The following is a 20,834-nucleotide window of genomic DNA, read 5'->3' on the forward strand; positions in this document are numbered from 1 at the left end:
AGATTAGCAAGTTTATGTTTAGACATGATTCGAGGAATATATTACCGTAGTATCTGTTATAGAGATTACTTAGGGGGAATATTTGTGAGTATTCGTTTTACAAAAAAATTTGGTATTTTGTTCGGAGTTCTTTTGTTTGTAATGATCACGTTTTTTAACTCAAGTTCTTACGCAGCTTCAGTAGGACAAAGGCTTGCTGAACGAGAAGAAGGATGGGAACGTTATGATGATGGGAATAAGAGTATTAAGTACCTTGGATCGTGGGTAGATGATTATTCTGGGGATGAATACAACAGCACTTCAAAATGGACGAGCCAATCAGGAGCGCAGATTAAGTTCTCATTCTATGGAACAAAACTGAGACTAATTGGTACAAGATATCCAGATAGGCCAAATAATGTGCAGATTACAATAGATAATGTTAATGAAGTTTTTTCTCAAAGTGGACCGTTTTCAAGACAAAATCTAACATTTGAAAAAACAGGACTATCAGAAGGAAGGCATAATGTAACAATTACTGTTCCACAGTTTTCCGGTGTCTATGATTTGGATGCAATCGATATTGATAAAAATGGAAAATTGTTGGATGTTAATACTGCCACTAATCTCAAAGCAACAGCTGGAGACAGTCAGGTTACTTTAAAATGGGATAAAATTGAGAACGCAGAAAGCTATACAGTCAAGTACGGAACAGAATCAGGCAAATACACTGAAACCGCCACAGCTACTAAAGATGTATACGGCAACTTCGTTATCCCCGGCCTGACCAACGGAACAAAATATTATTTTGTGGTCAGTGCTAAAGTGAATGGCGTCGATTCTGAATACTCAAATGAGGCTTCTGCCACTCCACAAGGAGGTGGAGGCGAACAACCTGATCCTGAACAACCTTCAGGCAACCGTGCCATTCTGGTAGTCACCATGACAACTGGTTTGGAGAAAGAATTCGACCTGAGCATGAAAGAGGTCAATGACTTCATTTCATGGTATGAGGGCAAACAGGCAGGTTCAGGATCTGCTTCATATGCTATTAACAAGCACGATAACAATAAAGGCCCATTCAGCAGCCGTAAGGATTATATGCTGTTTGATCGTATCCTTACGTTTGAAGTAAGTGAATACTCTAAATAAATTAAAAGCTCTGCTAACCTTCATTGGTTGGCAGAGCTTTTTACTATTTTATGGACCAATGAGGAGAGACTTCATTAGAATAACGGATGATGTTCTTCTTTATATTATTTTTTTTCTCCAAACAAGCTATAGAACAACAAGGAGCCAGATAACATAAATATTAGGCTAAGACCTGAAAATAAATAATTTTCTACCAAGTAATAAATTATAACCAAAAATGAAGGAAGGAAAGCAAAGAAAAAAATATCACTTTTAAATGCTAATTTCAGACCTCTTACAAAAATTAATGAAAAGTATATTCCTAGTAGAAAATATAGAATCCATTGATATGTTAAATATGGTTGGTACTTAAAAGTAATGGACATTTGTTCTTGGAAATAATATTCAGAATTTTTAATTAATTTTACAAAAATCACAAAACCAAGAGTCCATACAATTTTAAACATTATTTTCATTAATTTTCCTCCAATGTATTGCTATTTGTATATTTTTACTGTATAAATAATATCATATCATACATTAGGAGGAAAATTAATGAAAAAAAAGCTAATTATCATGTCGATTGTAACTGCTCTATTATCAGTTCCATCTTTTGCTTTTGCAGATTCAAATGATGCAAGTGCAGAAAAAACAGCTACATATCAAGTTAACCAAGCTACAAATGTGGATGAAATCATTACCCGTGCTGAAAGAGGAATCACCGATTTGGATATTGGAGATACTGTTACAGAATCTACTTACACTATTGATGGACAAGATTTTAATGTTAAGACTTACAAAACTGCTAAGTTGGTTGGTAATGAAGTTAACAGATCGTTCAGTACCCTCAACACAAAGCAAAGTAATGAAGCTAATATTTATGCTGTTTCTGCGGCAGCAGTCTATACCAGTTCAAATTATGAATCAAAATCAGATGATAGTTACTCAGTGACTACTTATTCTACTATCTATATTTTAAAAGAAAATATAGATGAAGGAGTCTATGCCAGCCTAACACGCGTAACTGGAGGATGGAAAATTAATGACTATACTACTCCGGTTTCAATTGGATTTAAAAGATATCGAATGGGGCAAAATGGAGTTAACAGAAATGGCTCAACATTTGATCAAAATGTTAAAGCCATAGCTATAACAAATCCTGGACCAAACACATTTGATCAAAATGTAAACTATGGATGGCAACCAGTAGCTTTAGGTCAGAAGGATTTTCTTAAAGCCTTAGTAGGGGTAACAACAGAAGCAGACATAACCGTTCATGGAAAATCTTCGAAGCTGGTTTTAAGTAACACTTACAACTACTAAGATATTTACTTTCCCTGTTGGCGAATTGCTAGCAGGGCTTTTTTACGTCCTTTATCAAGTTGAAAATATGTTTACTATTTAATATTTTTCGTATATATTAATATTTGGAAAATATTTTTCACAAATTTTTCCTACGAAACTAGATTGAATTAACAGAGGAGATTATTTCAATGAGTATTTCATTAAGAATAGAACGCAAATCCGGTGGTGAGCCAATCGAGTTTGAAAAGGGTGAAATCACTGGCTTTACTTATATGAATAATAGTTCCATGAACCTTTTAGCTAAGTCTACAAACTTGGCTCATTCACTACATATTCGAAGCAAAATTCCGCTTCATTCACTTCCTTCAGTTATAGACAATGCGGATAATTCCAACATGCTGTATACATGGGCAAATACAGAATATAAACCTGATAGTGAGGATTACTATCGCAAATGTAATATCCAAATCGTTAGAAATGAAAACACAATCCGAGATATTACGTTTACACACGCTTATGTAGTTAAGTATCAAGAACAGATTGATACCAGTAAAGAGATTCTTGAGTTTGAACTTGTTTTAAAACAAAAAGAAGATCAATTGGGAAAAATTCAGTACAGTCCTCAGTTAGAACCTAAGGAAACAAGAGAAAAGGATCAGTCTGATGTCTCGCAAAAAGTACTGGAAGGTTCATATAGTAAGAATATGTTAGTGTATGCAGGAAATATTACTTTTCCGTTTGAAAATCCTATGGTAGAACTAGAAAAGACTTGGGTACGAGGCGTAGAGAAGGTAAAAGATTCGACAGACACTGTAATACATTATCCTGATCGTAAAGCATTTACATTAGTAGCTGTTCCTATAGCTCGAAAAAAGTACGGGGACATCACAGCCAATTTACTTAAACATTCACTTGATTACAAACCAGGAAATTTAAACTTTAACGAATGGTCATACGAGGCGCAGCAAGTTAAAAAATCTAAAGAGCACATCGCCATAGTTAATGCCGCAGTCAAAAAAGCTAACGCTAATAAAGTTAAAAGTTTTTCATATAATGGATCTGAGGGGCTAGAAAGTAATAGAGATTTATATAATGCTTTTCACAACATGTATTATAAAATAAATGGAGATTACGTTCATGGGCAATGGAAAATTACTGCAATATATTATGATGTATATAATTTCGAATATAATTTTAAACAAATGTTTACTGGGGATAACAAACTTGGTTGGGCTGCGGCCAATCTAACAAACTTAATGGAATCATGGGGAACGCTCAATGAGTATACATCTTATGTTACAGTAACTGATTTAAGAAAAGCTTGGAAGTAGGTATGAATTGCAGATGAAGCGTAGATACATCATTATCTTGATTGCTATACTAGTTACAACTACTACTCTAATTTTCCTGGTGAATTTTGGAGATAATACGAAGTATAAATACCCATCAGGCAAAGATACCGTAGAATATTTTGGTGACGGGACTTTTCAAATTTTGAGAGGGGGGCCGCAAGACCCTTTAATACTTTATAATCATCTTGCTGATCCACTGGAAAAAGCTGTTGATAATATTGTGTCATATAAGATAAAAAAAAATATCGTATATGTGGTTGGGGAAAATGGCTTCATTAAATTAGATTCAAGTACCAACACGTACGAGCAAAAGAAACGGATTACCGACTTTACTTCCAAAGATAGAGAGATATTTAATAAGTTAATGGAAAAATAGAAGCAAGTCTCCGGACCTATCTAGGGCTTGTTTGTGGTATAATCTGGATTGTGCGACAAAACGGCTATAAAGGGCGGTCGGCTAATCTCCCGGAAGGGAGGTGACGCCATGGAAGTTAAAGATACGCTGATGTTGATGATTCAATTCGCAACGTTGGTGATTCTGATACTTTCTTTCCATAAACGGAAATAGACCGCCCTGGCGAGGATACGGTCTATTTCTGGATCAAACCTCAATTGCTGACCGCTCTTATAGCGGTAAGTCGTACAGGGAAGCGGTGGTAGCCGTTCCCTTTTTCTATTCTTATGTTATCATATTCATTTTATACAGGCAATGGAATTACCTCTGTTGACAATAGTCATAATGATTATAGAAATATTAAAACCCCGAATTGTTCGGGGATGTTTTTATTCAAGACCAGATTGTGCTTTTGTATCTAGTTTATTACCTACGAATAAGAATCTGGCATTACCTCCAAATCCACCTTCATATGAATATATTACAATATAGTCCTCATCGCCTTTTTCACCAGACTCTGAAACAGCCTCCCCAGGACCACCTATAATCTTTGCTACTTGCTCATAAGTCATTCCATTTTTAATTTTGTTATATTTAGCTTTAGTAATGAACCCTGGGTTTTGCGAGTCAGTTACTGTACGTCCTTCTATTTTTCCGTTGTAAAGTTTCCAGTTAGCTTGCCCCTTAACACCACGGGAACCGAGTTCACCTTTAAAGTTAACTATATCCCCTTGAGTAAGGCCATTTAGTTCTGAACGATCAGAAACCTTTACAACGACTACATCTGCGAGTTTTTCCTTTCCTTCACTGATTTCTGACCAAGATTCACCGTTGTAGTCTGATGGGTTACCGTAAACATAGAGACTACTTGATCCAGCTTCAATAACAACTCCTGTCCATGAAACAACCTCGTTTCTCACACTATCAAATACTTCTCCTTGTTTTGATGCTGGTAGTGCATAGAAAGTGGACGTAAACTTATCAAAAGGAAGCGATGTATCAATTAATGCTTTTTTAGCATTCGCCTCTTTTTGTGCCGACGCAGCTGGGCCTTCTTTATCAGGTGAAATGACGACCTGTTGGGTAACAGGTTCAATTTGTTTTTGATTGTCCATCGTTGATATTCCGATTATAAATACCAGGATTGAAATCACACCTAGAATAAATGGCTTTTTTGCCTTCCCGTTTCGTTTTATTAAAGCAATAGTCCACCAAATAAAAAATACAATAAACGCCAATAGAGCAATTAAAGCAATTACGACCATTCATAAACCCCTATTCTATATTATTTTGTCAAAATTAGTCTATCAGACCTAGGAATATTTTTCTAGCAAAAAAGTTTTAGATACACCATGCAAAAAGCCTTGTCTAGAACGTATGTTCGGAATATAATTTCTACATAACACATCAGGAGGCTGTATACATGGGAAAGAAACTTGAGGGCAATGGATTATGGGAAAGCAGTCGGATAATCATCCCTGAACATAAGGAAGCATACCTAAAGCTTATGAAAGATCGCCAACGGCGTGGTAAGCCTGAACTTGATGATCAAGAAATGCAGCTAATTGAGCAGGTGCTCATAGTTTCTTACAACACACGTCAACCTATATCGATAGTGGTTTTTAGTCCGTTCGATGACGAAGAACTCACAGGTGTAATCACGTCTATAAATACTGCTCGCAGGGAAGTAAAACTGTTTCGTGGCGAGGATGATTTTAGTTGGATCAAGTTGGAGGATATCATTTTAGCAAGTATCTAGCAGATAAATCTAGAGAATAACAAAATGTTCGTGCGATTTTTGTAATAAAAGTATATATATTGGAAAATGTTCATGGTATATTTATCCTAGAACTAAATACCTAGGGGGATATCATGAAAAGTAATGGAAAGGGAAAGATCATAGGAATTATCTTTGCAGTAATTGTAGCTGTTGCGATTATTAAGTATTTAGGATTGCTTATTATCGCAGGGGGACTTGGTTATTGGGGGTATAAAAAATATCAGAATGCTAAGAAAGAAAATCGGAAGAGTAAACTAGCAATAGTTTTATTTTCACTTGCCGGGGTTTTCTTTTTAGCGTTCATAGGGAATCTAACGAATGTTAAGCAGCAGGAATTAGCGAATAAAGCACCAGATGTTCCAGCTAAAGTAGAACAAACTTCTGTGGTACCTACTACACCAAAATCTGAGCAAACTTCAAACATTGTTTCTACCTCAGCATCTAACGAAAAGGCGGATTCTGAACAACCAAAACGTATTTCTATAACTTTAATAGCGGGAACGGATGGAGATACATTTAAAGCATCAGTTCAAGGGAAGGAGGAAAAGATTCGACTACTCCTAGTAGATACGCCAGAAAGCGTAAAACAGGGTACACCAGTCCAACCGTACGCAAAAGAAGCTTCGGCTTTTACGCTGAAGCAATTAAAGCAGGGTAATCTTTCCCTAGAGCTTGATGTTTCAGAACGAGATAAGTATGGTCGTCTACTTGGTTATGTATGGGTTGGAGATAAGATGTTGAATGAAATGTTGATCGAGAAAGGTTATGCTCGGGTTGCCTACATAAATCCTCCAAACGTTAAATATGTCGATCAATTCAAGGAGATTCAAGCTACTGCTCAAAAGAGTGGAACAGGAATCTGGAGTATTGAAAACTATGCGCAAGAAGATGGATTCAATCAGAAGGCAGCTCAAGAGGTAACAGCCAAGGCTGAATCACCAAAAAGTGACTCTAGCGAGAAAGAGTCTAAGCCGAAAGTTGCTACTCCTAAAAAAGAAGTTGTTCAAGATTATTCAGAACCAAAAGAGTCATCAAGCGATGTGTACTATAAAAACTGCTCTGCGGTTCGTGCTGCTGGCGCCGATCCAATCTATGAAGGAGAACCAGGTTACAGTAGAAAGCTGGATCGTGATGGTGATGGTATAGCTTGCGAAAGATAAAAGAGGGTGAAATATGATGGATTTGTTAAAATTCGTACCTAATTCAAGACTTCTTCTTTGTATTGTCGCTATTTTTTTTATAATAATTAGAGCAGTAGATTTTTTTAAGTCAACAGATTTGCAGAAGTATTTTGAAGTCAGCAGATTAAGGACTACAAGATGGATTATTAGTGAGGCTTTAATATTTATTTTCAGTACGTTGTTTATTGCTATGGTATTTGATGCAAATAGATATAGCTTATTATGGGAATACATTGCTGTTATACTTCTTTATATATACACTAGTTGTGTATATGATGTTTCAATACCTAAAATCGAAATTAAATTATTTAATCTTTTTAGGCCTATCTTTAAAAGCCAGAAGAATTTCAAAATAACATTGTCGCTTGTACAGATATTTTTGGTGGGATTACTATATGCCCAATTAATCGCAACATCTTCAATTTTTATTACTGAATATTATGGTTTAAAAGAGAACAGTATTTTTTTAATTCATGCCAAATTTTACGACGAATCTCATAATTCGGCTAATGCAATTATTATCTTGTATGCTGCTCTATATATTCTTGCACGCGTGTATACAGCATATCCAATAAAAATTTTACAGATATACAGCAAGCCAAAGAATAAGTTTAATATTAAGATTACTGGTATACCCACATTAATGGAGGAAATGTACCTAGATAGCTCTCTCAATAGTAAGTTCTTAGTGTTTGAAAAAGAAAAAAATTCGAAAGTCATTATTAATGTAGATAAAATAGATTATATAGAAACTTCTAAAAATTCAAAACTTCTTTAGCAATTTAGTGAATCAAAATAAAGGTACTTACCAACTTAAATGGTATGTGCCTTTATTTTCTGTATATTTGAGTAGTTACCCGATATATAGATCACATGAAGGATGCGTGAAAACCTCTGGGCGAAAGTGTGTTAGCTAAATTTATAACTCGCGTTGGCTTGTCAAGTCGTTAACATATAATAAATTAGTCTTGAATAGTCGTTACGATTCCGTTCTCGAAATAGATGTATTTGTAATTATCATAGACCCATTGTTCACTTATGCCATATGCAGTTGTGGTTTTGTTTACGTGTGTTGGCAGTCCCCATTTAGAATCCATTACTTCCTGTTCGGTCATACCGATTTGGGGAGCAAGTTTTTCTGGTGGAATATCATCGTAGTTACCGATCTTCGTATATGATTTGGAACCAAAGTAAGGGTCCTTATCCTTTTCGATTAGCTTATCGTTTTTGAGATAATATACTGTACCGTTGTCGTCGTGCATTTCTTTCCCTACGAGGGCTGTTGACCAGGTGTAGGTGCTTTCATCTTTTAAACCATAAAATAACACCTTGGTTACTACTCCATTTTTAAAGGTCAGCTTTCTATATCCATCATCATCTCTCCATATACCTTGAAAATGGTCTAATAAGAAAGCTTGAGCCAGATACTTCTCTGAGTCTTGATAGTCACTATGGGCAGTGAATAACTTTATTGCTTGTTGAAAGTTGTATGCATTGAATTGCTTTAGGCCTTCTTGGTAGTTTGCTTCCTGCAACAAATCAGATGAATCTTTATATTCTTGGATTTGTTCAAGTAATTCAATTGCCGAAGCGTAGTTATCCTGGGAGAAATTTTGCTTTGCCAGTAAGTATGTTGATTCTGTTTTTAGCTTGACACTATCTTTGTAGTTGACTAAATTGATAAACATTTCAATAGCCTTTTCGTATTCTTTAGTTTTTAACAGGTGTTGTGCCTTTAGATATTTGGTTTCATTAATCAACTCATCGGAATCTTTGTACCCATCCAAATTAGTGAAGGCTTGAGATGCTTTGTCAAATTCACCGTTATTCATTAATGACTTGGCCTGAATATAACTGATATAGGGAGCTGCAATTAAATAGCCTACGATAATAAGACATAAAATAAGAAATGGAGCAATTGAAATAATAATTTTCTTCCTATAGCTGATTTTCTTAGGAATCGAACCATCATTCCTAATTTCGGATGTTTCTTCTTGCTGAGCAATATTGATAGTTATTTCCTTTCCGCAATAATTGCAGAAGACGCTTTCTTTGGGTATTTCTTTCCCACATTTATCACAGCGCATTCTTTGTACTCCTACCTTTCTTGAAACTCTGTCGCTTCATAAAAAGTAGTCTATCAAACGTAGGAATATTTTTCTAGGTCTAATTACATGGGGATAATTAAGATAACCTGTCTAAAAAATAAAATGTAACGAGGTGATGCATAGATGCATATTGAATTTATTACATCTGATTCTACTGATAAATTACGAGCCGATTGTTATGAATATATTTATACAAAAATATGGAAGTATACAGTGTTACAGACTTATATGTAAGAATTTCAACGGAAGAACAGACTTAGCAAGATCAGCTAGAAAAATCATCGTTTGAAATTGCAGACTAATGATAATGATAAAAAGCATGACAATGGTTTTTAGGAAATTTCTTTGGAGACATGCTTAGTAAAACAATCAGACATGTAATTAGGTGAATTGTAAAGAAGCCTTACTGGCATATGCCAATAAGGCTTCTAATCATTACCCGCAAGTTACCCGCAAAAAGGTTTGTAGATCGTTATTTTTTCTTGTAGATGTAACTAGCTCAAAAATCGCAAAAACCCTTTACCCTTGCGGCTTCAACTCGCTTCCTGTATGCTTGTGTAGATAACGACTTATATATGTTCTATATTTGAGGTGGATTAACATGAACAGAATTTATCTGGATCATGCCGCATCGACTCCTATGCATCCTGAGGTTGCGCAGACTATGATGGACATCATGACCGGCCAATTTGGCAACGCTTCGAGCGTTCATGCCTTTGGTCGCGATGCCAAGCGCACCGTCAGCGCTGCTCGGGATGCCGTTGCGGCCTCTTTGGGCTGCAAGCCTGAAGAAATTATATTTACGAGCGGAGGGACAGAAAGCGATAATCTGGCCCTGTTTGGGACGGCTACGGCAGACGGCCGTACTTCCGGGCATATGATTACAACCGCAGTTGAACATCACGCAGTGCTTCATGCTTGTGATGAGCTGGAAAAAGCGGGGTATGAGGTGACTTATGTCCCGGTCAACGGTTTTGGACGCGTGAACCCTGCGGATATCGAGGCTGCCATTCGACCGGACACTTTTTTGATCAGCATGATGTATGCCAACAATGAGGTGGGCGTCATTCAGCCGATCTCAGAAGTAGGGCAGATTGCGAGAGAACATGGCATTGTATTCCATGTAGACGCGGTTCAGGCTTTCGGTCATATATCCATCGACTGCCGGAATCTCCCGATTGACTTACTGAGTGTGTCGGGTCATAAGATTAACGGACCACAAGGGGTGGGTGCATTATATATCCGTCAGGGTACACGCATTCAGCCGCTAATGCATGGGGGTCTTCAGGAGAAGAAACGCCGTGCCGGAACAGAAAACATCGCTGGTATTGCGGGTCTGGCTAAAGCCGCAACTCTTGCTAATGCTTCCATTGAGGAGCGTGAGGCGCACGATACAGTTCTTCGTCAGACATTGCTTAAAGGGTTGGAAGACACTCTGGGTAGCCAAAATTTTGTGATTAACGGTGACCCTGAACATTCTTTACCTAATGTCCTCAATGTTAGCTTTCCGGCCATTGGTACAGAGACCATGCTGATGAACCTTGACATGGAAGGAATCGCAGCAGCAAGCGGATCAGCCTGTACTTCCGGATCTCTAGAGCTATCGCATGTATTGCAGGCGATGGATCTTCCTGAAGATGTTTTACATTCAGCGATTCGGTTTAGCTTCGGATTGGGTAATACTACGGAAGAAATGGAATACACGGCCAAGAAAATTGAAACCATATGGAAGCGGCTACGTACTAGGTACTAGGGATTTCTCCGCATTTTAATAAGAAGGGAGGGGCGGTTTTCCATTTCATTGCATGAACGGAAGCAAGGTCTGACAGGCATGTAGGAAAATGACCGCACCTTCGTTCGGATTGCAGAATGAGGAGGTACCCTATAATATGAAGCTTCAAGATATGATCGGACTTGCCGTTTTCGATGTGGAGGACGGGAAGCAGATTGGCAAAATACATGACTTTATGGTGACAGCTGATTGGCGAATCACAGGGATCGAGTTGGAAGGAAAAGGGCTTTTTTCTTCTCACGTGAAAATGGTTGCTTGGGATGACATCGTTGCTTACGGTGAGGATGCGATCATGATTCGCAATCAGCAGGCTGTCCGTAAAACGGAGGCCCATGATATACAACATACGTACTTGCTTGGACCCGGTAAACTGAAGGATCTATCCGTGCTAACAGAGGAAGGGCTTATGCTCGGGCACATCTCGGATGTTTATTTTGACCAGGAAATGGGCAATAACATAATAGGCTTGGAAATCAGCGATGGTTTTGTATCGGATATTATAGAAGGGCGGAAATGGCTGCCCTGCACCGAAGATATGTCCATCGGGGAAAATGCCGTTATGGTTCCCCCGTTAAGCGAGCAGCGTCTGGAAAAAGCCATATATTCTGTTAATGGATAGGGTGAGTTTATTGAGATGTCCGAATTGTAATTCCAAAGATATCGGCAAAATCGGCTCCCATCAATTTTATTGCTGGGGATGCTTTATCGAACTTCAGGTGAATGGTGAAAAAATGTCTGTCTACCAAGTGGAAGAGGATGGAACGCTCAGTTCGCTGGACGACCTATTCTTTGGAGACGAGATGGCACAACAGGACTTGCCGCAAATTCATGCTTCTTCCTAAGCTTGACACCGAAAGTGGACAGGCTGCTTACTAAGAGGTGTGGCTACATACGGCTTAGTAGGTTGGATAACGCTTGATAAAAAACAACGAAGAGGGTGCCCCGAACGGCCATATGGCCGTTCGAGGCACCCTCTTTTGTATATCATATTTATGAAGATGGTTAGTTTTACAATTTAAAGCGTTTGACCTCTTCCAATAGAAGATCAGCGTGAGAATCGAGTTTGGCAGAAAGGTCGGCAATATTGTTCATGGCATGACCTTGTTCTTGTACAGAAGAAGCCACTTCCTCTGTAGATGCTGCACTTTGTTCAGAAACAGCGACAACGCTGGAAATGACGTCGGAAATATGCCCGGCATTCACACGGAGATGATCTGCGGCGGCGGTAACGTCCTCAATTTGGGCAAGCATATGCTGAGAAGCGCCACGAATGGATTCAAACGCCTGTCTCGTTGCAATGGCAGCGTGCTCCTGTTCTACAGTTACAGCAAGAGCTTTCTTCATTTCCTCCGCGCTTTGTACTCCTGCAATTTTAATTTCTTCCAGCTTACTCATGATACTGTCACTGGAACTGCCCGCTTGCTCAGCCAGCTTTCTCACTTCTCCCGCGACGACGGCAAAACCTCGTCCGTGTTCCCCGGCCCGTGCTGCTTCGATAGATGCATTGAGGGCCAGCAGGTTTGTTTGTGCGGCGATATCATGGATGGCCCCGGCTAGCCGCTCAATATCCTGAGTTTTCAGCGCGAGCGAATCTACGGCTTCTCCTGCCGCAGTCGTCGTTTGTCTGGACTCGGCGGCCAGTTTCGCTTGGCGTTCTGCTGTTTCATACCCTGCAAGCACGGCAGAATCTGTTTCGAACACGGCAGTTTGGGTCCGTTTGACACTTTCGCCAATCTGGTCGATGGAGCCTGTCATGTGAGTCAGCTTCTCAGAGCCGGAATATACAGCCTCAGCTTGATCGCTCGCTCCTTGGGCAAGCTCCTGAACCGCACTGGAGATTTGTGACGCGATGGTTCCAGTATCTCTGGCGTGTTGATGCATATCATGGGAAGCTGAGCTGACATCGCCCGCCGTATCTGATACCTTGCGCAACAGGTGAGAGAGATTATCAGACATGATATTAAAATCTGTTCCCAGGCTGGCAATTTCATCTTTACCCTTAACATCTACGCGAGCGGTCATATCACCATCAGCTATACGTTTGACATTCGCTTGGAGTCTGCGAATCGGCTTAATAAAGTTGTTTGCCGCCCAGATTGCCAGCAGCATAGCGACGACCAAGATGATAGCAACCGTAATAATCAATGTATTACGAGTGGAGTAATACTCCTGAAAAGCAATTTCTTTGGAAATAGACAACCCTACAATCCAGCCTGTGCTAGGCATCTTTTTAAAATAAAGCTGACGGTCACTTCCATTGTAGCTATAGTCTGTTCTTCCCGAAGCTGCGCTCAGCAGGTCCGCGGTTGATGAACCCAACTCGGGGGTATCTTTGAGGTTTTTGCCAGCCAGCTTGTTGTCTGGGTGCGCGATCACGGCTCCATTTTGGTCCATCAGAAATGCGTAGCCCAATCCGTTCAGGTTTATGCTTTGAATCATTTTTGTCATATCGTTGAGCATAATGTCTTCGCTGACTACCCCGGTGATAGAATCGTTGGAATCCTTGAGAGGCTTAGCAATGGAAATGGTGAAGTCCTTGCTGCCTGCATCAATGTATGGGGACGAGTAATACATTTCTCCCTTGGTTTTGGCATCCTTGTACCACGGTCGAGCGCGAGGATCATAACCTGCTTCAAACCAGCCAGATCCATCCCAGTAGGACCCATCTTCAAAGCCTGCGTAAATATTGGAAATATTTTGATCTTTATAGTTTTGAAAAGCTGCTTTCAGAGATACGGCTTTGGCATCTGATGAAATATCGCTGGATTCCAGACCTGCAGCCAATGTTTCAATAATTTTGGCGTTGCCACCTATCCATCCGTCGAGCTGATTGACGGTTTCGGAGGCTTTGCTGTTCATAAGCTCTTGGATATCATGGTTGGCCTGATTTTTAACGCTTGTCATGCTAATGATCGACAATGGCCCAGCTGCAACGATAACAATACAAGTAAAAAGGAGAATAAGCTTGATTTTTAAGTTCATGTAACGACCCCCCGATGTTTCAGAAATGTGAAAGCTTAAAGTAGTGCTTTGTACTTATATCGTCAGATGGAATGACTTTGTTAATTGTTTTCATCCGTTTTCATCATTTTTTTACAATAGTAATCTATAGGGCAATCCAGACTTGCGGGAAGGATTAAAGTGGAGGTACAGGCATATACTTAAAGGAGGCTAGTCCGGTAAGGGGGCACGAAATGGAGCAATTAACGAAAAGTAGGCTGTTCCGGTACGGAATATGGACGCTGCTGGGACTTGTCATTCTATATTTTATCTGGCTGCTGCGACCTTTGTTTTTGCATTTGTATGAATTTCTGAAAACAATCATTGCTCCGTTTGCGGTAGCGATGATCATCTCCTATGTACTTAATCCCGTTGTCAGTATGCTGGGCGGTCGCAAGGTGCCTCGAAGCGTAGCTGTGCTGCTCATCTATGCTGTGTTTTTAGCCAGTCTTGTTGTGATTCTGATGAACCTGATTCCAATGTTCATTGAACAACTGGATGAGCTGAATGAGCATCTGCCTGAGCTTACCGTGCATGCACAGGGATTAATGACGAGTATGGATAGCGGCATTTTGCCCCAAGGGGTGCGAACGGGTATGAATCAATGGTTTTTCCAATTAGAGAATCGGATGGCAACAGGGATTTCTACCTTTATGGATAACATCGGCGGGATGATCAACATGCTGTTCAATGTGTTCATTGTACCGTTCCTCATTTTTTATATTTTGAAGGATTTTGATGTGTTCGAGCGGACGATTGTGTCTTACCTCCCGCGTTCTCGTCGCAAGGCGATTGTAACGGTACTTAAGGAAATTGATCAGGCGCTTGGCAACTATGTTAGGGGACAATTACTGGTATGCGTCATTATTGGAGTGATGGCTTATCTCGGCTATATGCTCATTGGCATGCCTTATGCGCTGTTGCTGGCAGGAGTGGTTGCGGTTTTTAACATCGTTCCGTATTTGGGCCCCTTTTTGGGAGCCGCTCCGGCAGTAGTCATGGCTTCTACGGTCTCCTTAAAAATGGTGCTTTTGGTCGTGGTCGTTAACACCTGTATTCAAGTGTTGGAGAGCAATGTCATCTCTCCCCAAGTGGTGGGACGAACGTTGCATCTGCATCCGATAGCCATTATTTTCGCTCTGCTAGTGGGTGGGGAAATTGCGGGAATTACCGGCTTGATTTTAGCGGTTCCCGTGATGGCGGTTGTAAAGGTAGGACTTCAGCATTTTTTTGCTTACTATGTGAAGCGGAAAACAATCTGATTTTGTCCATACACCGTATGTATCTTGTCTGAAATCGCGTTGACACGGCTAAATGACACGGATATACTGAATTGAGTATGTTTAAATGTGTTTATCCAGTAGGGAAAGCTCATTTCGAAGTGCGGGCTGAACCCGCCGGGATGCTCCCGTTACCAGTGAAAACAAGGCGATCGATCGTCCGTTAAGCAAATGTTGGTGTGCAGCCTGCGCATGGGCATTTCGTACAGAGGGGACGGCGTTAACCAGGGTGGTACCGCGATACAATCGTCCCTGATCCGTTCAGGGGCGTTTTTCTGTTTTTTATGGCCAGTGCCAGGAACCAGTGACACCATAATTAGGAGGCTACTTATATGAAAGCTAGTGAAATCCGCTCCAAATGGCTGGAGTTTTTTGAAAGCAAGGGACATGTGATTGAACCAAGCGCACCGCTTGTTCCACATAAAGATCCTTCCCTGCTGTGGATTAATGCGGGTATGGCGCCGCTTAAGCCTTATTTTGACGGACGTGTGAAGCCGGAGAATCCACGTATTGCTAATTCGCAAAAATGTATCCGGACGAACGACATTGAGAATGTCGGTAAAACGCGCCGTCATCATACTTTTTTCGAAATGCTCGGCAACTTTTCCATTGGTGACTATTTTAAGGAAGAAGTCATTACATGGGCATGGGAGTTTCTGACGGACCCGAAATGGATTGGTTTTGATCCGGAACGTCTGGCTGTAACTGTATATCCTGAGGATGAGGAAGCGTACAAGCTGTGGAACGAAAAAGTTGGACTTCCTGCCGAACGTATCATCAAACTGGAAGATAACTTCTGGGATATCGGTGAAGGCCCTTGTGGACCTTGTACGGAAATCTTTTATGATCGTGGCGAAGCCTACGGCAGCGACATGACGGACCCTGAAATGTATCCAGGGGGAGAAAATGAGCGTTATCTGGAAGTGTGGAACCTCGTATTCTCACAATTCAACCATAACAAAGACGGCAGCTATACGCCGCTTCCAAACAAAAATATTGATACAGGGGCTGGATTAGAGCGTTTTGCATCCATTTTGCAAAATGTGGATTCCAACTTTGATACGGATATCTTCCAGCCACTCATCCAAAAAACAGCGGCGATGGCAGGAGTCAAATATAACGAAAATGTGGACAGTGACGTGGCTCTTAAGGTTATTGCTGACCATGTCCGCACCGTAGCTTTTGCAATTGGTGACGGTGTGCTGCCTTCTAATGAAGGACGGGGTTACGTGATCCGCCGTTTGCTGCGCCGGGCTGTACGCTATGGAAAAATGCTCGGCATGAACCGTCCATTTATGTTTGAGCTGGTGGAAACCGTTGGGGATGTCATGGGGGTGTATTACCCTGAGGTAGTGGACAAGCGTGATTTCATCATCAAAGTGATCAAAACGGAAGAGGAACGCTTCCATGAAACACTGACAGATGGATTGGTCATTTTGTCCGATATCAGTGCTCAGGCGAAAGCCGAAGGTCGCAATGTCATTAGCGGAGCAGATGCCTTCAAACTGTATGATACGTACGGATTCCCGTTCGATCTTACAGAGGATTATGCGGACGAGCAAGGCTTGAAAGTAGACCGTGAAGGTTTTGATGAAGCGATGCAGGAGCAACGCAAACGTGCCCGTGATGCTCATCAGGACAGCGCCAGCATGAAGATTCAGGGCGGAGCTTTGTCCGATCTGGCGGTTAAAAGTGAATTTGTTGGATATAATGACCTCATAACTGAGTCTAAAATAGTGGCGATTGTATATGAAGATGCACTGGTGGACAGTGTTAGTGAAGGGCAGTCTTGTCAGGTCGTGCTGGATGTGACTCCTTTCTATGCCGAAAGCGGAGGACAAGTCAGTGATCAAGGCTTGCTGCGTGGAGGTACGGTAACCGCGAAGGTCGAAGGGCTGTTTAAGGCGCCACAAGGTCAGCATGTGCATCAGGTTGTTGTAGAGGCCGGTGAGCTGAACGTTGGCGATACGGTGAAAGCAGAAGTAGATCAAGCTTCACGTGGAGAAATAGAGAAAAACCATACGGCTACACATTTGCTTCACAAAGCGCTTAAAGAAGTGCTGGGTGACCATGTCAATCAGGCGGGTTCTTTGGTAGAGCCTGGGCGTCTGCGTTTTGACTTCTCCCATTTTGGAAGCATTACACCAGAAGAGCTGGCGGATATTGAACTGCGTGTAAACCGTGCCATCTGGAGTCAACTGGACGTTAATATTGAACTGAAACCGATTGATGAAGCCAAGGCTCTCGGAGCAATGGCGCTGTTCGGTGAAAAGTATGGAGATATCGTACGGGTCGTTAAGGTAGGCGATTACAGCATTGAACTATGCGGTGGCTGTCATGTCAGCAATACTTCGCAAATTGGCTTGTTCAAGCTTGTCAGCGAGAGCGGCATTGGATCAGGTGTACGTCGTATTGAAGCGGTGACCGGACGTTTTGGCTTTGAATATATGGAAGGTCAATTAGAACTGTTGAAGATGTCGGCTGGGCTTGTAAAATCCAAGCTGTCTGAGGTACCTAAGCGTATCGAATCTTTGCAGCAACAAATTAAAGACCTCAGTCGTGAAAATGAATCGCTGCAAAGCAAGCTGAGCGTTATTGAGGCAGGCCAGCTGACCGATCAGGTCGTGCAAGCAGGCGGGGTGCAGCTGTTGGCTGCACCCGTGCAGGCTTCCAGCATGGATGCGTTGCGTGCGATTGCTGATGAACTGAAAGGGAAGCTTCCGGCTGCTGTGCTGGTGCTCGGCGCTGCAATGGACGACAAAGTTAATTTTGTCGTAGCAGTTCCGGCAGAGCATACCAAGGCTGGACTTCATGCAGGCAAGCTCGTGAAAGAAATTGCTGCCGTATGCGGTGGCGGTGGTGGCGGACGACCTGACATGGCGCAAGCCGGTGGTAAGGATGCCAGCAAGCTGGACGAAGCACTTCAACGTGCGCATGAACTGGTGTCGGCAGCCTCACAAGGATAAAGTTCGATAATTTTTGCGGATTTTTGGGAAAAAACGGGCTTAGATATTTCCTTGTAGGGCTTTGCTTATGGTATGATGTAAAAGAATAAGCTGGCATAAACATGTACACATGTTTTGTGGAAGCGAGGTGTCAACAATGGATTCCATGGACAAAACGGTCAAATTTAATGTCAAGGCAGATGAGAAGGAAGCTTCTGCTCAGGAGATTTTGTTGACCGTATATGATGCGCTGGTGGAAAAAGAATACAATCCGATCAATCAAATCGTCGGCTATTTGCTATCCGGTGATCCGGCTTATGTGCCACGGCATAATAATGCCAGAAGCCTGGTACGTAAAAAAGAGCGCGATGAGTTGATTGAAGAATTGGTTCGTTTCTATCTCGCCAAGCACCGTTAGGAGACAGGCATGAAAGTAATGGGATTGGATTACGGGGATCGCCGAATTGGGGTCGCCGTAAGTGATGCCTTCGGCTGGACCGCCCAAGGATTGGAAGTCATAGAACGACGCGGTGACGACAGCGAGTTCGGTAAAATTGCAAATTTGGTTCGTGACAATGAGGTCGGCGAGGTTGTTGTAGGCTTGCCGAAAAACATGAACGGAACCGTGGGTCCACGCGGTGAGATTTGCATCGAGTTTGCGAACCGACTCAAGGAGTTACTGGGTTTACCCGTTCACCTTTGGGATGAACGGCTGACGACGCGTTCGGCGGAGCGTGCGCTTCTGGAGGCCGACGTCAGCCGAAAAAAACGCAAGCAGGTGGTAGATAAACTGGCCGCAAGCCTGATCTTGCAAAACTATTTGGACGCACACAGTACAAGGTGAGGGGGATTTCGTAATGGCTGAAAATCAAGTGGGTATGGAAGAAGAGCCGGAAATTATTTATATTGCCGATGACGAGGGCAACGAGGAAGAGTTCGAGGTCATTATGAAGTTTGAGGTAGATGGTTCCGAAGCGAAGTACATGATGGTTGCGCCAGTGGACCCTGAAGCTGATGAGTCCGATGTGTACGCCTTCCGTTACGAGGAAGAAGGCGATGATATTAAATTGTTTGTGATCCAAGACGATGCCGAATGGGAAATCGTCGAAGAGACCTTTAATACATTTGTAGAAGAAGAGGAAGACGGGAAATGACGAGCTATTCACGTGAAGACCTGAGTTGGACCTCTGATTTGAAGGAAACGTTCGACGGCGATGTAGAGTTACAGGATGAACAGGGCCATGCAATTCGCATGGAATTGGAAGCAGAGTTCAAGGTAGGTGAACAACGGTACGCTGTATTGCGTAGACCTGGGGCTACTGTTGGCGAACATGAACTATACCATGTAAGCTCATCCACAGACGGCGAAATCTCCATCACCACCATTGAAGATGATGATGAGTGGGAAGATATTTCCGAACTGTACGATGAATGTACGTTGCCGGAAGAACTGTAAGTCTGGATAGCGATGAGATCAAACCTGAAAGGGCGGACCAGTCCGCCCTTTTTGGCTGTGAAGGAGTTGGGTGGATGTGAAGCGAAGGACGAGGATGTTTACGTTGTTTCTACTGCTTATCATTATAGCAGGAGGGGCAACCCTCTATATTTGGAATGCCCTGCAGCCTGTTCAGCCCCAAACACAACCCGTTGCTTTTACGGTGGTGCAGGGAACAGGAACATCGGCAATTGCAGATACGCTGGAGCAGAAGGGACTTATACGTAATGCGTTCGTGTTTAAGGCTTATGTGAAATTCAAACAGCAAGGAAGCGCATTTCAGGCCGGAAAATATGAGGCGCAGCCTGGCGCAACCTTTGATCAGTTGATTACTAAGTTATCGGCTGGAGATGTTGTCAAAGAGGAAATGATTCGTTTTACAATCCCGGAAGGTTTTACGATTAGACAGATGGCTGATAAGCTGCAAAAGGAAGGATTGGCAGATCGGCAGCAATTTTTGCAACTGGCCAACGATCCGTCCGCTTTTGACGTCGCGCTAGTGCGGGACATTCCAAAGCAGGCGGGGCTTCGCTATGCGCTGGAGGGCTATCTTTTTCCGGAAACCTATGAGCTGAAAAAGGGCAGTACGGCCAAAGATATTATACAGGTGATGCTAGAACAGACACAAAAGCGGTTAGAAACTGTTTCCGATTTGGATGCCAAGCTGAAACAGAGGGATGAAACGCTGCATCAACTGCTGACAGTTGCTTCTCTCGTAGAGCGCGAAGTGGTTGTGGAAGATGAGCGGTCTGTAGTAGCTGGCGTCATTTATAACCGGATCAAACAGGGTAAGAAGTTGGAAATTGATGCTACGGTTCAATATATGCTGGACAAGCAAAAAGAACGGCTGTATTACAAGGATTTGGCTGTGAAAAGCCCTTATAATACGTATTTGCATCTGGGACTTCCGCCAGGGCCGATTGCAAGTCCCAGTCTAAACTCAGTGATAGCGGCTTTACAGCCAAAAGCTACAGATTATTTATTTTATGTGACCAAAAAAGATGGGACACATGAACATTTGTTTGCCAAAACGTATAAAGAACATTTGCATAACATTCAGGTAAGTAACCGTAAGACAAATTAGGAGGTGAG

General features: G+C 41.8%; 22 protein-coding genes. 18 read left to right on the forward strand and 4 right to left on the reverse strand.

The genetic code is table 11. The annotated features are described in order from the left end of the window. Nucleotides 1-84 precede the first annotated feature (84 nt). Entirely contained in the window at nt 85-1,131 is a 1,047-nt protein-coding gene (locus NLX74_RS10550) for a fibronectin type III domain-containing protein (RefSeq protein WP_069289693.1), read from the forward strand. A 104-nt stretch (nt 1,132-1,235) separates the two neighbouring features. Here NLX74_RS10550 and NLX74_RS10555 read toward each other — a convergent pair whose 3' ends face one another. Further along, nucleotides 1,236-1,586 carry a hypothetical protein gene (locus NLX74_RS10555; protein WP_254328677.1) on the reverse strand — a complete coding sequence of 117 codons (351 nt, stop codon included), beginning with the start codon at nt 1,584-1,586 and terminating at the stop codon, nt 1,236-1,238. A gap of 79 nt (nt 1,587-1,665) precedes the next feature. Here NLX74_RS10555 and NLX74_RS10560 point away from each other — a divergent pair, with 79 nt between their 5' ends. The 4 genes from NLX74_RS10560 to NLX74_RS25830 all read left to right on the forward strand — a co-directional run bounded on the left by NLX74_RS10560 (nt 1,666) and on the right by NLX74_RS25830 (nt 4,335). Then, nucleotides 1,666-2,433 carry a hypothetical protein gene (locus NLX74_RS10560; RefSeq protein ID WP_254328678.1) on the forward strand — a complete coding sequence of 256 codons (768 nt, stop codon included), beginning with the start codon at nt 1,666-1,668 and terminating at the stop codon, nt 2,431-2,433. Nucleotides 2,434-2,603: 170 nt separating this feature from the next. Continuing rightward, nucleotides 2,604-3,746 carry a hypothetical protein gene (locus NLX74_RS10565; protein WP_254328679.1) on the forward strand — a complete coding sequence of 381 codons (1,143 nt, stop codon included), beginning with the start codon at nt 2,604-2,606 and terminating at the stop codon, nt 3,744-3,746. Nucleotides 3,747-3,759: 13 nt separating this feature from the next. Next, nucleotides 3,760-4,143, forward strand: coding sequence for a hypothetical protein (locus NLX74_RS10570; RefSeq protein WP_254328680.1), 384 nt, complete (start codon nt 3,760-3,762; stop codon nt 4,141-4,143). A gap of 108 nt (nt 4,144-4,251) precedes the next feature. Beyond that, on the forward strand, nt 4,252-4,335 hold the full coding sequence (locus tag NLX74_RS25830) for a putative holin-like toxin (RefSeq protein WP_223822117.1): 84 nt from the start codon (nt 4,252-4,254) through the stop codon (nt 4,333-4,335). Between the two features lie 215 nt (nt 4,336-4,550). On the opposite strand, the gene NLX74_RS10575 is transcribed toward NLX74_RS25830, so the two are convergent. After that, on the reverse strand, nt 4,551-5,426 hold the full coding sequence (locus tag NLX74_RS10575) for a hypothetical protein (RefSeq protein WP_254328681.1): 876 nt from the start codon (nt 5,424-5,426) through the stop codon (nt 4,551-4,553). Nucleotides 5,427-5,584: 158 nt separating this feature from the next. On the opposite strand from NLX74_RS10575, the gene NLX74_RS10580 reads away from it, so the two are divergent. The 3 genes from NLX74_RS10580 (at nt 5,585) to NLX74_RS10590 (ending at nt 7,900) form a co-directional block, all read left to right on the forward strand. Then, nucleotides 5,585-5,920, forward strand: a complete 336-nt coding sequence (locus NLX74_RS10580) for a YolD-like family protein (protein WP_254328682.1) — start codon at nt 5,585-5,587, stop codon at nt 5,918-5,920. A 113-nt stretch (nt 5,921-6,033) separates the two neighbouring features. Beyond that, nucleotides 6,034-7,101, forward strand: coding sequence for a thermonuclease family protein (locus NLX74_RS10585; RefSeq protein WP_254328683.1), 1,068 nt, complete (start codon nt 6,034-6,036; stop codon nt 7,099-7,101). Nucleotides 7,102-7,114: 13 nt separating this feature from the next. Continuing rightward, nucleotides 7,115-7,900, forward strand: a complete 786-nt coding sequence (locus NLX74_RS10590) for a hypothetical protein (RefSeq protein ID WP_254328684.1) — start codon at nt 7,115-7,117, stop codon at nt 7,898-7,900. A 184-nt stretch (nt 7,901-8,084) separates the two neighbouring features. Here the strand turns inward: NLX74_RS10590 and NLX74_RS10595 are convergent, their stop codons facing one another. Continuing rightward, a complete protein-coding gene (locus tag NLX74_RS10595) occupies nt 8,085-9,209 on the reverse strand; it encodes a zinc ribbon domain-containing protein (RefSeq protein ID WP_254328685.1) in 1,125 nt (374 codons plus the stop codon). Between the two features lie 622 nt (nt 9,210-9,831). On the opposite strand from NLX74_RS10595, the gene NLX74_RS10600 reads away from it, so the two are divergent. The 3 genes from NLX74_RS10600 to NLX74_RS10610 all read left to right on the forward strand — a co-directional run bounded on the left by NLX74_RS10600 (nt 9,832) and on the right by NLX74_RS10610 (nt 11,864). Beyond that, nucleotides 9,832-10,983 (forward strand): cysteine desulfurase family protein, encoded by a 1,152-nt coding sequence (locus NLX74_RS10600; RefSeq protein WP_254328686.1) that lies wholly within the window; start codon nt 9,832-9,834, stop codon nt 10,981-10,983. Between the two features lie 136 nt (nt 10,984-11,119). Beyond that, nucleotides 11,120-11,641: a PRC-barrel domain-containing protein gene (locus NLX74_RS10605; RefSeq protein WP_013311530.1), complete on the forward strand. Its 522-nt coding sequence runs from the start codon at nt 11,120-11,122 to the stop codon at nt 11,639-11,641. A gap of 10 nt (nt 11,642-11,651) precedes the next feature. Then, on the forward strand, nt 11,652-11,864 hold the full coding sequence (locus tag NLX74_RS10610) for a hypothetical protein (RefSeq protein ID WP_013311529.1): 213 nt from the start codon (nt 11,652-11,654) through the stop codon (nt 11,862-11,864). A 166-nt stretch (nt 11,865-12,030) separates the two neighbouring features. Here NLX74_RS10610 and NLX74_RS10615 read toward each other — a convergent pair whose 3' ends face one another. Continuing rightward, a complete protein-coding gene (locus NLX74_RS10615) occupies nt 12,031-14,004 on the reverse strand; it encodes a methyl-accepting chemotaxis protein (RefSeq protein WP_254328687.1) in 1,974 nt (657 codons plus the stop codon). Between the two features lie 212 nt (nt 14,005-14,216). Between NLX74_RS10615 and NLX74_RS10620 the strand changes: the two genes are divergently transcribed. The 7 genes from NLX74_RS10620 (at nt 14,217) to mltG (ending at nt 20,826) form a co-directional block, all read left to right on the forward strand. Further along, nucleotides 14,217-15,284 (forward strand): AI-2E family transporter, encoded by a 1,068-nt coding sequence (locus NLX74_RS10620; RefSeq protein WP_254328688.1) that lies wholly within the window; start codon nt 14,217-14,219, stop codon nt 15,282-15,284. Nucleotides 15,285-15,634: 350 nt separating this feature from the next. Then, the gene (gene alaS, locus NLX74_RS10625) at nt 15,635-18,268 is read left to right on the forward strand and encodes an alanine--tRNA ligase (RefSeq protein WP_254328689.1); all 2,634 of its coding nucleotides are present in this window, start codon (nt 15,635-15,637) and stop codon (nt 18,266-18,268) included. A 136-nt stretch (nt 18,269-18,404) separates the two neighbouring features. Further along, nucleotides 18,405-18,665, forward strand: a complete 261-nt coding sequence (locus NLX74_RS10630) for an IreB family regulatory phosphoprotein (RefSeq protein ID WP_007431624.1) — start codon at nt 18,405-18,407, stop codon at nt 18,663-18,665. A 9-nt stretch (nt 18,666-18,674) separates the two neighbouring features. Next, the gene (gene ruvX / locus NLX74_RS10635) at nt 18,675-19,091 is read left to right on the forward strand and encodes a Holliday junction resolvase RuvX (protein WP_061829280.1); all 417 of its coding nucleotides are present in this window, start codon (nt 18,675-18,677) and stop codon (nt 19,089-19,091) included. Between the two features lie 13 nt (nt 19,092-19,104). Continuing rightward, entirely contained in the window at nt 19,105-19,401 is a 297-nt protein-coding gene (locus NLX74_RS10640) for a DUF1292 domain-containing protein (RefSeq protein ID WP_069290188.1), read from the forward strand. Then, a complete protein-coding gene (locus NLX74_RS10645; protein ID WP_254328690.1) occupies nt 19,398-19,703 on the forward strand; it encodes a DUF1292 domain-containing protein in 306 nt (101 codons plus the stop codon). The genes NLX74_RS10640 and NLX74_RS10645 overlap by 4 nt, the downstream gene beginning before the upstream one ends. Nucleotides 19,704-19,797: 94 nt before the next feature. Further along, complete coding sequence (mltG, locus tag NLX74_RS10650; RefSeq protein WP_254328873.1) at nt 19,798-20,826, forward strand: endolytic transglycosylase MltG; 1,029 nt, start codon at nt 19,798-19,800, stop codon at nt 20,824-20,826. Nucleotides 20,827-20,834 lie beyond the last annotated feature (8 nt).

Origin of the sequence: Paenibacillus sp. MZ03-122A (assembly GCF_024213325.1) — a bacterium.
GTDB lineage: Bacteria > Bacillota > Bacilli > Paenibacillales > Paenibacillaceae > Paenibacillus > Paenibacillus polymyxa_B.